The following is a 13,314-nucleotide window of genomic DNA, read 5'->3' as shown; positions in this document are numbered from 1 at the left end:
GGCGTGTTGCTCGGCGAAAACCGGCTGGCAGCGGGGGCGGGGAGGGCGCTCGGGTCGGGTCCTCCGGGGGAGCCTTCCTCAATGGGTCGGGTGTCTTCGGCGCGCGTTGCGTTTGTGGTTGCGGGTGGCCCGTGCGGGGTTGGTCCGGCGCCAGAGGTCGGCCGCCGCCAGCGCTCGGGGCTCCGAGACCGGAGGCTCCCGACGAGACGGGCGTGTTGCTCGGCGAAAACCGGCTGGCAGCGGGGGGCGGGGAGGGCGCTCGGGTCGGGTCCTCCGGGGAGCTTTCCCGGGTGGGTGGGGTGTCTTCGGTGGGCGTTGCGTTTGTGGTTGCGGGTGTCCGGTGCGGGGTTGGTCCGGCTCGAAGGGTCGGCCGCCGCCAGCGCTCGGGGCTCCGAGACTGGAGGCTCCCGACGAGACGGGCGTGTTGCTCGGCGAAAACCGGCTGGCAGCGGGGGGCGGGGAGGGCGCTCGGGTCGGGTCCTCCGGGGAGCTTTCCCGGGTGGGTGGGGTGTCTTCGGTGGGCGTTGCGTTTGTGGTTGCGGGTGTCCGGTGCGGGGTTGGTCCGGCGCCAGAGGTCGGCCGCCGCCAGCGCTCGGGGCTCCAAGACTCGAAGCCCCGACGAGACGGGCGTGTTGCTCAGCGAAAACCGGCTGGCAGCGGGGGGCGGGGAGGGCGGCCGGGTCGAGCCCTCCGGGGAGCCTTGCTGAGTGGGTTGGGGCGATGCGGGGGCGTTGGCAGGGGAGTTGGGGTTCGAAACCGGATCGCGGTGCGTGATTTCGGGCTTCGAGTTCCGGTGACCTGCGGTTTTGCAGGGTCGAGGGGCACAGTCGGGCGTCGAGTGCCGGTTTCGTGCACTCCGACCTCCTCGACATCTGTGTGGAGGCCGAAATTGCGCAGAGGACGTCGGTTTCGCGTGCTGCGGCCTCCCGGAGACCACCGAGGAGACCGAACGTGCCCAACGGGGGCCGAAACCGGATCCCGAGACACTCAAGAACCGCCCCCATCAACGCTGACCAGAGGTTTTCTCTCACGTCAAGGCTGCGGCACCCCACGGGATCCGGTTTCGTGAACCGACGCCACTCACGCGCCCGCCCCACATCGAAATCACCCGACCCACTCGGGAAGGCTCCCCGGAGGACTCGACCCGGCCGCCTCCCTGCCCCCGTTGTCAGCCGGTTTTCGCCGACCAAGACGCCCGTCTCGTCGGGAGCCTCCAGTCTTGGAGCCCCGAGCGCTGGCGGCGGCCGGCCTCTGGCGCCGGACCAACCCCGCACCGGCCACCGCAACCACAAACGCGACGCCCGCCGGAAACACCCCGCCCACCCTGGAAGGCGCCCCGGCGCACTCGACCCGGCCGGCCGGCCGCTCACCGCTGCCCTGCCCTGCCCCGCTTCGTGTCCGGTCGGCGTGTGTGTCCGGTGTGGTGCGTTACGTGTCGGTTGATGCGTCGTGTACCAGCAGGGCGATCTGTACGCGGTTGTTGAGGTCCAGTTTGGTGAGTAGTCGGGAGACGTAGGCCTTGACCGTGGCGATGCTGATGGAGAGTTCCTTGCCGATTTCGGCGTTCGTGTAGCCCCTGCCGACGAGTGTGGCTACGGCGCGTTCGCCGTCGCTGAGGTGGGCGAGGGCGGATCGGGCTCGGGCTCGGCGGGGGTCGATGCCCGTTGCGGCGACGTAGGTCATCATGCGGCGCAGCACGTCGGGGGAGAGCATGGGTTCGCCGGCTGCGACGCGGCGGATGGCCTCGACGATGTCCGGGGGCGGGGTGTGTTTGAGCAGGAAGCCGCTCGCGCCGGCCCGCATCGCCTTGAGGATGTGGTCGTCGGTGTCGAAGGTCGTCATCACGATCACCTCCGGCGCCTCGGGGCGGGCCCGCAGGGTCGCGGTGGCGGCCAGGCCGTCCACGCGGGGCATTCGGATGTCCATCAGCACCACGTCGGGCCGGTGTTCGTCGACCGCGCCGAGCACGTCGGCGCCGTCGGAGACCTCGCCGACGACGCGGACGTCCGGCAGCCCGGACAACATCATGGACAGTCCGGCTCGAACCAGCGCGTCGTCGTCGACGACGAGGACCCGGACACAGCCGTCGGTACTTTTCACTTGGCCAACGGTAGCCACACGCGCAGGCTGAAGTCGCCGTCGGTGGTGGGGCCGTGGTCGAGGCGGCCACCGATCAGGGCGACGCGTTCGCGCAGGCCGATCAGGCCGGCGCCCGCGCCGGGGATGGCGGTGGGGCGGTGGCCGTGCGGGAGGCGGTTGACCACCTCGATGGCGAGGCCGTCGTCGGGGGCGGGGGCGACGAGGACCCGTACCCGTGCGCCGGGGGCGTGTTTGCGGGCATTGGTCAGCCCCTCCTGGACGATCCGGTACGCGTGCCGGCCGGTGCGTCCCGATACCGACGGCAGGTCGGCGAGGTCCAGGTCGACGGTCGCGCCGGCCAGACGGGACTCCTCGACCAGTGCGGGCAGGTCGTTCAGCACGGGCTGGGGCCGCTCGGGCTCGCCGTCGCCGTCGTCGTCGGGGTGGGCCCGCAGGACGCCGATCACCTCGCGCAGATCCTCCAGTGCCTCGAACGCGCATTGGCGGATCACCTCGGCGGCGCGGGCCTCCTCCGGCGAGGCGCCGGTCCGGTACTCCAGCGCGCCCGCGTGGATCGCGAGCAGCGAGATCCGATGCGCTAGCACGTCGTGCATCTCCCGGGCCAGCCGCTCGCGTTCGAGGTGGCGGGCCTCCTCCACGCGCAGCCGCTGGCCCTCCTCGGCCTGCCGGGCCCGCTCGCGCCAGGACGCGGTCAGTTCGCGCTGGGACCGGATCAGCATGCCGGTGGCCACGGCGGTGGTGATCAGCAGCGTCATGGCCAGGACCGACGTCCAGTAGGCGCGAGCCGATTCGGCGCCCACCCAGAACGTGCCGGTGACAAGCGTGAGGTCCAGGACGGCGACGGACGCGACGACCCGCCAGGGCCGGTGGATGGCCAGGCTGAGCAGGGCCACCGGCGCGGATCCGGTGAGCGCGGCCGAGAAGAAGCCGACGAGGATCCAGGTCACCGCGAGCGCGGTCGGTCGGCTGCGGCGCAGCAGCAGCATGGCCACGAACATGACACTGCCGAGGATGGCCTCCAGCAGGACGCCCGGCGCGTTCTCCTCCTGGAGGGCGGTCGCGAGGATCAGCGAGCCGAGCCCGAGGGCGCCGAGCGCGTAGCCGAGGTCGGTGCCCCATTCCCGACGGGTGCGTTGCGGGACGAGTCTGCGGACGAGACCGGTGGGGGGTGGTGCGCCGGGGGTGTTTCGGGTGACGTGGCTCTTGATCACACTCCAGCCTAGGCAGCGACGTCGGTGTTCCGGCAGTGACCGGGAGTCGACCCCGCCATCGACTTTGGTTGCTCCGCAGCCGTCGCCCTCTCCCGTCGCCCTCTCCCGCCCGCCCCCGCCCGTCGGGCCCCCACCTCCGCCCCGCTACCTCCCCGCCTCCACCCGATCCGGTTCCACCACCACCGGCACCCCCCGCCCGCCCCGCCGCACTCCCGGGATCGACCACGCCAGCACGGCCGCCACTAGGCAACCGGCACCGAGCATGCCGAAGCAGACCAGGTAGCCCGTCAACCCCGGCGCGTGGGCGACCCCCGCCGCCCGGGCCGTGGCCGCGCCCGCCGGGCTCGCGCTCAGGATCGCGCCGAGTACCGCCGTCCCGGTCGCGCCGCCGACCGTGCGCAGCACCGCGTTCATCCCGTTGGCCACCCCGGTCATGTCCGCCGGCACATGGTCGTTGATCAGCGCCGGCATCGCCGAGAAGGCCAACCCCAGGCCGAACCCGAACAGCACGCCCACCATCGAGAACGCCCACCAGTGCCCGTGCAGCGGCAACAGCAGGGCGAACGCGGTACCGCTGAGCAGCGGTCCCAGGACCAGCGCCGGTTTGGGGCCGTGGCGATTGGTCATCCGCGCGGCGACGGGTGCGGCGGCCAGGTTGCCGAGGGTGCCCGGGAGCATGATCAGGCCCGCGATCAGTACCGACTTGCCGAAGCCGTAGCCGAGCGCCGACGGCGCCTGGATGAACGGCGGGAACAGCAGGGACGAGCCGTACATCGCCATGCCGGTGAAGATCCCGGACAGGTTGGCGAGCAGGACCGGTCGGCGGGCCATCACCCGCAGGTCGACGAGGGGTTCGGGGTGGTGCAGCGCCCAGCCGATCCAGGCGGCGAACAGCAGTACGGCCAGGGCCAGGCCGCCGACGACCAGCGGATCGCCCCACCCGGATCGACTGCCCGTACTGACCGCGGCGAGCAGCGCGGCCAGCCAGCCGGACAGGGTCAGCGCGCCGATCAGGTCCACGTGGCCCTGCCGCCGCTCGGCGGTGTCCGGCACGACCCGCCACACCATCAGCATGGACAGCAGCGCGACCAGCGCGGAGAGCCAGAACAGCAGGTGGTAGTCCCAGCGGTCGGCGATCAGCCCGGTGCTGACGGAGCCGAAGGTCGCGCCGACGCTGATCGTGGCGCCGATGGTGGCGATGCTGCCGGCGGAGCGTTCCTTGGGGAACTCGTCGCGCACCACGCTCAGGGCGAGCGGGACCACGCCGCCGCCCATGCCCTGGAGTACGCGCCCGGCGATCAGCATCACGTAGGAGGTGGTGCACGCGGCCAGGATCGAGCCGAGCGCGACCGCGGCCAGCGCGTACAAGAGGAAACGTTTGCGCCCGCGCAGGTCGCCGAGCCGGCCGAGCAGCGGGGTGGCCACGGCCGAGGCGAGCAGGTTGCCGGTGAGCACCCAGGCGATGGCGGAGCTGGAGACGCCGAGCCGGTTCTGCAGTTGAGGCAGGATCGGCGAGACCACGGTCTGCATGACCGCCATCGTGGTCGCGGCGAAGGACAGGGCGACCAGGATCGTGGTCGGGCCGTGGCGTTTGGTCGATGTGCGCCCGGCCCCCTTCGTGCCGGTGCTCATGCGGTCAGCGGCCGGTCCTCGACCCAGTCGCAGTGCAGCGTGCGGGTCTCGATGCGCCAGCCCTCGTCGGTGCGCACGAACGTGTCCAGGTAGCGGATGGACATCACCCGGTCGCGGCGCACCCCCTGCGACTCGTAGATGTGGTGCGCGGTGCAGTACGTCTCGCCGTCGGCGCGGTCGCCGTCGGGGCCGAAGGTGATCAGCTGATTGGCGATCAGATGGGTGGTGACCGGGTAGCGGTCCAGGCTCGCCAGCGCCCGGGCGATCTCGGCGCGGCCGGCGCGCACCGTGGGCGGTTCGGCGGATCCGGGGTCTCGGTGGATCACCAGCCTGCCCCCGGGAGTGAACATCGAGGCGACGAGGTCGGGCTTGCGGCGGTCCGCGCCGTGTGCGTAGATCTGCACCACATCGCGGAGTTCGCTGCGATCGCGCAGTCGGCTCGGCGTGTGCGCAGCGGGCGAATCCGCCTCGTCGTCGTGCATGTCCACCCTTTCGGCAACCGTGTTCGCATGCTGGCAGCAGTTGGATGACACACGCAAGTTAATCTGACGTTGCGTCAGTTACACTCCGCGCGCCATCGCACCACGTCACGGCGGTACGACGACGCCGAACCCCCGCCGCGCGACCATCCCGCTACGACCCGACCCGACCGGACCCGACCGGGTCGGATCCGACCCCGACCGCGCGGCCCGCCTCACCCCTCCTGTGCCACGAACACCACGTCCGGTTCCCCCCGAGCGACCGGCACCCGCTCCACCCGCACCCGGGCGAAGTGGCCCCGCAGGCGGTCGGCGAAGCCGGGGGAGGCCGTCGCGCTCCATACCGTCAGTACGCCGCCCGGCGCCAACCGCTCGCGCAGCGCGGCCAGTCCGGCGTCGTCGTAGAGCGAGGCGTTGCCGTCGGTGACCGTCCAGTCCGGCCCGTTGTCGATGTCCAGGCACAGCGCGTGGAAACGCTCGTCGCCGGCCCCGGAGCGCACCCAGGCCACCAGGTCGGCGGTGACCACGTGTACCCGCGCGTCGTCCAGCGCGTGGCCGGAGAACGGCGCCAGCGGTCCGCGCCCCCAGCGCACGACGGCCGGTTCGCGCTCGATCACGCGCACGTGCGCGACGCGCGGGTCGGTCAGCGTCTCGCGCAGGGTGAAGCCGACGCCCAGGCCGCCGACCAGCACGCGCAGATCTCCGGGCGCGGTCACGGCCGCGAGCGCGGTGCGCGCGAGCAGGCGCTCGGAGGCGCCCGCGCGGGTGTCCATCAAAAAGCACCCGTTGCTGATGATTTCGTAGTGCTCGCCCGCGCGGCGCAGGGCGAGTTCGCCGTCCGCCGCCGGAACGCGTTCGATCTCTTCCGCGTCGGTGGTCGGCTCGAACGTATGCATCGGCTCACTGACTCCTTGTCGCTTTATGGAGAACGGGTGTCGTCGTATCGCCTTTTCCTTGCCGCCGTATCGCTTCGAATGCCTCACGAACCCCTCGGGTATCTCCCGGCACGGATTTTCCGCACCTCGTAACAGTGCCATCACGAAGCCCGGAAACGACCGTCCGTACGGTCCGATCGGTGACACGTGTGTACTCGTGCGCCCCACCTCGTACCCGGCTCCGTCAGGGCTGCCGGCCAGCGGTTTTCGCCGGTTCGGTGACCCTTGCACCCTGTAGGACACCCGGTTAAGGTCCCGGCCATTGCTTCATGGCCCATTAACTGATGGCATGTCAGATCCAGTCGCGAGGATGCCTCGCAGACGGGGCGGAAGCACAGACGTGAACAACGCGAGCACAGCGCACGCAGGAGAAGTACGTGAGAGCGCACCGGGCCCTCGGCCCGGCCCGCGGAAACGAAGTGTCGGGAGGGCTGATGGCATCAACTTCCGCCGGGCGGCGTGGGACGCGCCGACGAGCGGCGGCCGGCTTGCTGGTCGTGCCGCTCCTAGTGGCGGTCGGCTGTAGCCGCTCGGGCGAGGACGCGGTGGCCAAGGGTCCGGGATCGGGCGGCGGCGGCCCCGCCGCCACCGGTACCAAGGACGGCAAGGCCCCCGTCGGCAGCGGCGCGCCGGGTGACTTCGGCACGCTCAAGGACGTGTGCGGCAAGGGCGACGGCAAACCGCTGACCAAGAAGGCCGACCGGGGCGTGACCGAGAAGCAGATCTCGGTGAGCGTGACCGGCGACCCGAACGCTCCCGCACAACCGGGCCTGGGCAAAGAGTTCTTCGAGATGGCCGACGGCTTCACCAAGTGGTGCAACGGCCTGGGCGGGATCAACGGCCGCACCATCAAGCTGACCCAGCGCGACGCCGCGCTCAGCAACGTGGGCACCGTGATGACCGCGGCCTGCCAGAGCGACTTCATGGTCGTCGGCGGCGGCAACCCGTTCGACAACGACGGCGTCAAGGCCCGCACCGGGTGCAAGCTCGGCGCCTTCCCCGCCTACGTGGTGGGCGAGGAGTCGGCCAAGGCCGATCTCCAGGTGCTCGCCGTGGGCCTGCCGACCACGACCACCGTGGTGGGCGCCTACAAGGCGGTCTTCGCGGCGCGCCCCGAGGTCAAGGCCAAGGTCGGCCTGCTCGGGCAGAACATGGCCTCGCTGCGGCCCGCGATGGCCCGTTACAAGGCCGGCGTGGAGGCGGCGGGCGGCACCGTCGTCTTCAAGGAGGACGTCCCCGTCATGCCGCCCCCGGGGCGCACGACGCTGGAGAAGATGAAGCAGGCCGGTGTCGAGATGCTGATCACCACCTGGCTCGCGGTGGACTCGGCGTCGATGTTCCGCGAGATGGACGCGATGAACTGGCACCCCAAGGTCATCGTCAGCGACGCCTCGGCGTACAACCGCTACACCCTGGCCTCCGCCAAGAACTCGAAGATCCCGGACACCTACATCTATCCGACCTACGTGCCGCAGTCGCTCGGCGACAAGAACCCGGCCGTGCAGAAGGCGCTGGAGATCCTGCACCTCGCCGAGCCGAGCAAGGATCTGGAGTTCTTCCACATGTCGGGGATCAACTCCTGGCTGCTGTGGGCGAGCGCGGTCAAGGAGTGCGGTACCGAGCTGACCACCGAGTGCGTGCTGGCCAAGGGCAAGCGGGCGAACTGGGACGCGGGCGGCCTGTTCGCCCCCGGTCCGATCGTGGAGACCAAGGACGTACGCGCCTCGGACTGCTTCACCATGGTCAAGGCGACCGCCAAGGGCTTCGAGTACGACGCCGCGCTGACCAAGCCGAACAAGGCCGAGTTCTTCAACTGCGACCCGGCCAACGTGGTCGCCGTCGCCCCGGGCGCGCCCAGCGCGCCGCCGCCGTCGGCCCCGGCCACGACCCCGCCCGCCGGCGAGGCAACCGCTCCGCCGGCGACCGGCGATCCGGGTACCGGCAACCCGCCGCCCGCCGACGGGGGCGAGCCGCCGCCGGCCGCGCCGCCGGAGGAAGTGACCTCCTGAGCACACGGTGACCTCCCGAGCCCACCGGGCCGGGAGCACCCCCCACTCCACGCGTCACCCGAAGCACCGGAAAACACCCGAAGCACGGAAACACCCGAAGCAGCCGAAGCGTCGGAAGTACCCGAAGCACCGGAAGCAGCCGAGGCACCCGAGGCATCGGCAGCACCCGAGGCACCGAAAGCACCCGCGACACCCCGTCGCCCTCTCGCCCCGCACCGGGCGGGAGGGCGGCCCCGCGGCCCTGACGACCTGTCAGGCGCCGTGCCGCACCAGTCTCCGAGACCGATCGCCCCGCGACACGGCCCGGCCCGAACGGAGGGCGCGTGCACGAGTTCATCATCCTCACCATCAGCGGCCTGGTCACCGGCGGCATCTATGCCATCACCGCCGGCGGCCTGACCCTGACCTACACCACCACGGGCATCTTCAACTTCGCCCACGGCGCCACCGGCGCGCTCGCCGCCTTCACCTACTGGCAGCTGCACTTCGACTGGGGCCTGCCGGTGTGGCTGTCCCTGGTGGTCGTGCTCGGCGTACTGGCCCCCGCGTTCGGGGTGTTCCTGCACTTCGCCATCATGCGCAGGCTCGAGGGCACGTCGGAGACCACCCGCCTGATGGTCACCGTCGCGGTGCTGCTGAGCCTGCTGGCCGCGGTGATGTGGATCTGGGATCCGCAGACCCCGCGCAACGTGGTCAACTTCTTCCCCGGCGAGTCCGTGGACATGGCCGGCACCCGGGTCTCCTACCACGACCTGATCACGCTGGCCGTGGCGCTGATCGTGGCGATCGGCCTGTGGGTGCTGCTGCGCTCCACCCGCGCGGGCGTGGCCATGCGCGCCACCGTCGACGACCGCAACCTGGCCGTGCTCAACGGCTCGCGCCCCGAGGTGCCCGGCATGCTCGCCTGGGCCACCGGCACCATGCTGGCCGCGGTCGCGGGCATCCTGATCGCCCCCAAACTCTCCTTCGCCGCGCTGCCGCTCACCCTGCTGATCGTCAACGCCTACGCCGCGGCGGTGATCGGCCGGCTCAAGAGCCTGCCGTGGACGTTCGTCGGCGCGATGGTCATCGGGCTGGTCACCGAGTACGGCAAGGGCTACCTCACCGAGACCCGCTTCCCGACCGCCGGCCCGTACCTGTCCGGCCTCAGCGACTCGATGCCCGTCCTGGTGCTGTTCGTGGCGATCATGCTGCTGCCCACCTCCCGGCTGCGCGGCCACGCCTCCTCCCGCACCCGGGAGATCTCGCACCGCCCCACCTGGACCGGCTCGCTGGTCTTCGCCGCCATCGTGATCGCGGGCGCCGTGGTCGCCGCCAACTCCCTCACCCCCGCCGACCTGTTCGCCAGCACCCGGATGTGGGGCTTCGCCCTGATCGGCCTGTCGGTGATCCCGCTGGTCGGCTACGCCGGAAAGATGTCGCTCGCCCAACTGGGCTTCGCCGGCATCGGCGCGATCTGCGTCTCGCACCTGGGCTCGGGCGGCAACCCGCTGGGGCTGTTGTGGGCCGCGCTGATCTGCGCCGGCATCGGCGTGCTCGTCGCGCTGCCCGCGCTGCGCCTGTCCGGGATCTATCTGGCCCTGGCCACCGCCGCGTTCGCGGTGATGCTGGACCGGTGGATCTTCGGCCTGCCGGCCTTCACCTGGGGCGACACGAGGATCGACCTGTTCAACAGCGGCACGCTCAACTTCGAGCGCTTCGACTGGCCCGGCATCGACATCTCCTCCGACCGGGCCTACTTCATCTTCGGCGCGGTCTTCTTCGCGCTGTCCTCGCTGGTCGTGGTGTGGATCCGGCGCGGCGAGTTCGGCCGCAGGCTGCTGGCCATGAAGGACAGCCCCGCGGCCTGCGCGACGATCGGGATGAACCACAAGCTGACCACGCTCACCGTCTTCGGGCTCTCCGCGGCGATGGCCGGCGTCGGCGGCGGCATCCTCGGCGGCGCGGCCGGCACCCTGTCCCCGGTCAACTTCGACTTCACCGCCGGGCTCTCGGTGCTGATGCTGATGGTGATCGCCGGGCTCACCTCCCCGGGCGCCGCGCTGTTCGCGGGCATCTTCCTGGGCACCCCGCTGATGACCAACCTCTTCCCCGACTACGCCCAGCTCACCACCATCCTGATCGGCCTCAACGGCATCGCGCTCGGCAAGAACCCGAACGGCTTCATCGCCGCCAAGATCCGTCCCGAGTGGGAGCCCGCGCTGCGCCGTCCGGTCGTACTCGCCGGCAGCGCCGCCGCCCAACTGGCGCTGATCGTCCTGCGGTTCACCGACGTGATCGGCAACTGGCCGTTCGTGATCGGCATCCTGCTCGCGGTGATCGGCATCCCGGCCGCGCTCAAGATCGAGGTGATGATCAAGGCGCCGCGCACCGAACCGGAGGTGCCCGAGGGCCTGTCCGGGCAACCCGAGGGCCTGGGCCTGAACGGAAACCGGTTCAAGGCCGCCGACATCGAGGCGCTGGACAAACTGATCGCGCTGCCCTCGCTGCCCGCGGCGGCGTCGGCCGCGGCACCGTCACCCATCCTGCCGGGAGCACGTCATGGGGCTTGAGGTCGAGGGCGTCACGGTCCGCTTCGGCGGCCACACGGCCCTGAACAACGTCGACATCTGGGCCCACGAGGGCAAGGTCACCGGCCTGATCGGGCCCAACGGCGCGGGCAAGACCACCATCTTCAACGTGATCACCGGCCTGCAACCGCCCTCCTCGGGACACGTGCGGATGGACGGGCGCGACGTCGGCAAACTGGCGCCCTACCGCCGGGCCCGGCTCGGCATGGCCCGCACCTTCCAACGCCTGGAACTGTTCGGCTCGTTGTCGGTCCGGGAGAACATCCAGGTCGCCGCCGCGCAGTACCGCCGGCTGCACCGGGGCACCAAGGAGACACCGCAGGACACCGCCGCGCGCCTGCTGCACCGCCTCGACCTGACCTCGATCGCGCACGTGCGCGCCGACCAACTGCCCACCGGGCAGGGCCGCGTGGTCGAGTTGGCCCGAGCGCTGGCCTGCCGGCCCAAGATCCTGCTCCTGGACGAGCCGGCCTCGGGCCAGGACGACGAGGAGACGCGCGGCTTCGGCCAACTGCTGCGCGAGATCGCCGCCGACGGCGTCGCGGTACTGCTCGTCGAGCACGACATGGACCTGGTGATGAACACCTGCGACGAACTGCACGTACTTGACTTCGGCAAAAAAATCGCCAACGGTACGTGCGACGAGATCCGCAACAACGCCGCCGTGCAGGCGGCCTACCTCGGTACCGCGGACGCGGCGGAGGCCGACGAAGTCCTTCAGGAGACCGTATGACCCTGAATGTGGCCGACGCGCAGCCGGCCGGCGCGCCGAGCGCCCCGCCGCTGCTCGAACTGCGCGGGATCAGCGCCGCGTACGAGCAGGTCGAGGTGCTGCACAAGGTGGACCTCGCGGTCCCCACCGGCAAGGTGATGGCCGTCCTCGGCCCCAACGGCGCCGGCAAGACCACGATGCTCAAGGTGATCACCGGGCTGCACCAGCCCACCGCCGGCGACATATACCTCGCCGGCCGGTGCGTCACCGGGGCCGCGCCCGTGGACCTGGCCCGGATCGGCCTGTGCAGCATCCCGGAAGGCCGCGGCGTCTTCCCCAATCTCACCGTGTCCGAGAACCTGTGGATGGCGACCTATCGAGGAGTCTCCCGCAAGGAGATCGAGGAGAAGGTCTTCCCGATCTTCCCCCGCCTCGAACAGCGCCGGAACCAGGCCGCGGGCACGATGTCGGGCGGCGAGCAGCAGATGCTGGCCGTCGCCCGGGCGATCGCCACCAACCCGGCCATCATCCTGCTCGACGAGTTGTCGATGGGCCTCGCGCCCCTCGTCGTCGACCAGCTGTACGACGTGGTCGGCAAGATCGCCGAGACCGGTGTCACCGTGCTCCTGGTCGAGCAGTTCGCGCGCACGGCCCTGGCCGTCGCCGACCTCGCCGCGGTCATGAGCGGTGGCCGGATCCTTCAGGTCGGCACCCCGGACGAGATCGCCGGCGACCTGCACAGCGCGTACCTGGGCGGCTGATCGCACATGGCCGTCGGGTACGCATCAACCTCACGGCGACCCACGAGGTGAGCACTTATATGAGTATGAACAGCGTGAACGCCGACGGGCAGCCACCCGCACCCGCGGGCCCGCCCCCCGGCGTGCCGCCGACGGTTCCGCAGGGCGTGCCGACCGCCGGGTCACCGGCGTACGCACCGCCGCGCCACGCGGCCGTCCCGGCGGCCACCCAGGATCGGACCCGACAGTTCACCGCCGACGTCGGGGCCCTCAAGCTGCGCGCGCCCAAGACCATGCTGGACACCCAGCTGATGTGGCTGGGCGTGGGGCTGATGGTGCTCGGGATCGGGATGGGCTTCGGCGCCTACTTCATGTCCCACGGCACGACGCTGATCCTGACCCAGAACGACGCCATCACCCTGGGCATCTCGGCGATCCCCGTCTCGCTCCTCGGGTTCGCCCTGTTCCTGCGCTTCTCGCTGTCCACCTTCATGCGGTTCTGGCTGGCCCGGCTGATCGCCGCCCAGCAGACGCCGCAGCAGGGGACGGCGGACGCGGGCACGGACACCACGGCGGTATTGCCGACCACACCGGCGAAGCACTGAGTCATCGCGGCCCTCGACCGCTTCGGGGGCTCCTCAACGGGCCGCGCGCGGTGTCATCCTGGACGGGACGGACGCCGCGCGCAGCACCCGTGGAGGGCAGCGAGGACATGAGCGAGAACCCACCGCCGACGGATGCCGCCCCGCCCGACACGACCACACCGCGCGACGGCCGCCGCCTGCGCCTGGTCACCACGGTGTGGGCGGTGCTGATGGTGCTCGCGATCGTGATGATCGTGCTGATGTTGCGCGGCTAGGGCCGTTTCCGGCAGCGCACCCACACACGGATGGCCGGTCCCGACGGGGCCGGCCATCCGCGCGCGT

11 protein-coding genes are annotated in these 13,314 nt (G+C 71.0%); 6 read left to right on the top strand and 5 right to left on the bottom strand.

The window, feature by feature from the left end:
- Positions 1 to 1,428: 1,428 nt before the first annotated feature.
- From B4N89_RS05060 to B4N89_RS05035, 5 genes are all read right to left on the bottom strand, one after another.
- Positions 1,429 to 2,100: a response regulator transcription factor gene (locus B4N89_RS05060; RefSeq protein ID WP_078974653.1), complete on the bottom strand. Its 672-nt coding sequence runs from the start codon at positions 2,098 to 2,100 to the stop codon at positions 1,429 to 1,431.
- Positions 2,097 to 3,311 (bottom strand): sensor histidine kinase, encoded by a 1,215-nt coding sequence (locus B4N89_RS05055; protein WP_078974652.1) that lies wholly within the window; start codon positions 3,309 to 3,311, stop codon positions 2,097 to 2,099. The genes B4N89_RS05060 and B4N89_RS05055 overlap by 4 nt, the downstream gene beginning before the upstream one ends.
- Positions 3,312 to 3,455: 144 nt before the next feature.
- Positions 3,456 to 4,943, bottom strand: coding sequence for an MFS transporter (locus tag B4N89_RS05045; RefSeq protein ID WP_078979123.1), 1,488 nt, complete (start codon positions 4,941 to 4,943; stop codon positions 3,456 to 3,458).
- Positions 4,940 to 5,425 (bottom strand): nuclear transport factor 2 family protein, encoded by a 486-nt coding sequence (locus B4N89_RS05040; protein WP_078974651.1) that lies wholly within the window; start codon positions 5,423 to 5,425, stop codon positions 4,940 to 4,942. Before B4N89_RS05040 ends, B4N89_RS05045 begins: the two co-directional genes overlap by 4 nt.
- Positions 5,426 to 5,637: 212 nt before the next feature.
- A complete protein-coding gene (locus B4N89_RS05035; RefSeq protein WP_078974650.1) occupies positions 5,638 to 6,318 on the bottom strand; it encodes a spermidine synthase in 681 nt (226 codons plus the stop codon).
- 473 nt (positions 6,319 to 6,791) lie between these two features.
- Between B4N89_RS05035 and B4N89_RS05030 the strand changes: the two genes are divergently transcribed.
- From B4N89_RS05030 to B4N89_RS49615, 6 genes are all read left to right on the top strand, one after another.
- The gene (locus B4N89_RS05030) at positions 6,792 to 8,366 is read left to right on the top strand and encodes an ABC transporter substrate-binding protein (RefSeq protein WP_078974649.1); all 1,575 of its coding nucleotides are present in this window, start codon (positions 6,792 to 6,794) and stop codon (positions 8,364 to 8,366) included.
- Between the two features lie 323 nt (positions 8,367 to 8,689).
- On the top strand, positions 8,690 to 10,918 hold the full coding sequence (locus tag B4N89_RS05025) for an ABC transporter permease subunit (RefSeq protein WP_078974648.1): 2,229 nt from the start codon (positions 8,690 to 8,692) through the stop codon (positions 10,916 to 10,918).
- Complete coding sequence (locus B4N89_RS05020; protein WP_078974647.1) at positions 10,908 to 11,669, top strand: ABC transporter ATP-binding protein; 762 nt, start codon at positions 10,908 to 10,910, stop codon at positions 11,667 to 11,669. The genes B4N89_RS05025 and B4N89_RS05020 overlap by 11 nt, the downstream gene beginning before the upstream one ends.
- Positions 11,666 to 12,409, top strand: a complete 744-nt coding sequence (locus B4N89_RS05015; protein ID WP_078974646.1) for an ABC transporter ATP-binding protein — start codon at positions 11,666 to 11,668, stop codon at positions 12,407 to 12,409. Before B4N89_RS05020 ends, B4N89_RS05015 begins: the two co-directional genes overlap by 4 nt.
- A 59-nt stretch (positions 12,410 to 12,468) precedes the next feature.
- Positions 12,469 to 12,993: a hypothetical protein gene (locus B4N89_RS05010; RefSeq protein WP_143657844.1), complete on the top strand. Its 525-nt coding sequence runs from the start codon at positions 12,469 to 12,471 to the stop codon at positions 12,991 to 12,993.
- Positions 12,994 to 13,100: 107 nt separating this feature from the next.
- A complete protein-coding gene (locus B4N89_RS49615; protein WP_161500622.1) occupies positions 13,101 to 13,247 on the top strand; it encodes a hypothetical protein in 147 nt (48 codons plus the stop codon).
- Positions 13,248 to 13,314 lie beyond the last annotated feature (67 nt).

Source organism: Embleya scabrispora (genome assembly GCF_002024165.1).
In the GTDB taxonomy this organism is placed as follows: domain Bacteria; phylum Actinomycetota; class Actinomycetes; order Streptomycetales; family Streptomycetaceae; genus Embleya; species Embleya scabrispora_A.
The sequence above is the reverse complement of the archived record's forward strand: the minus strand, read 5'-3'. Positions and strand labels throughout refer to the sequence as shown.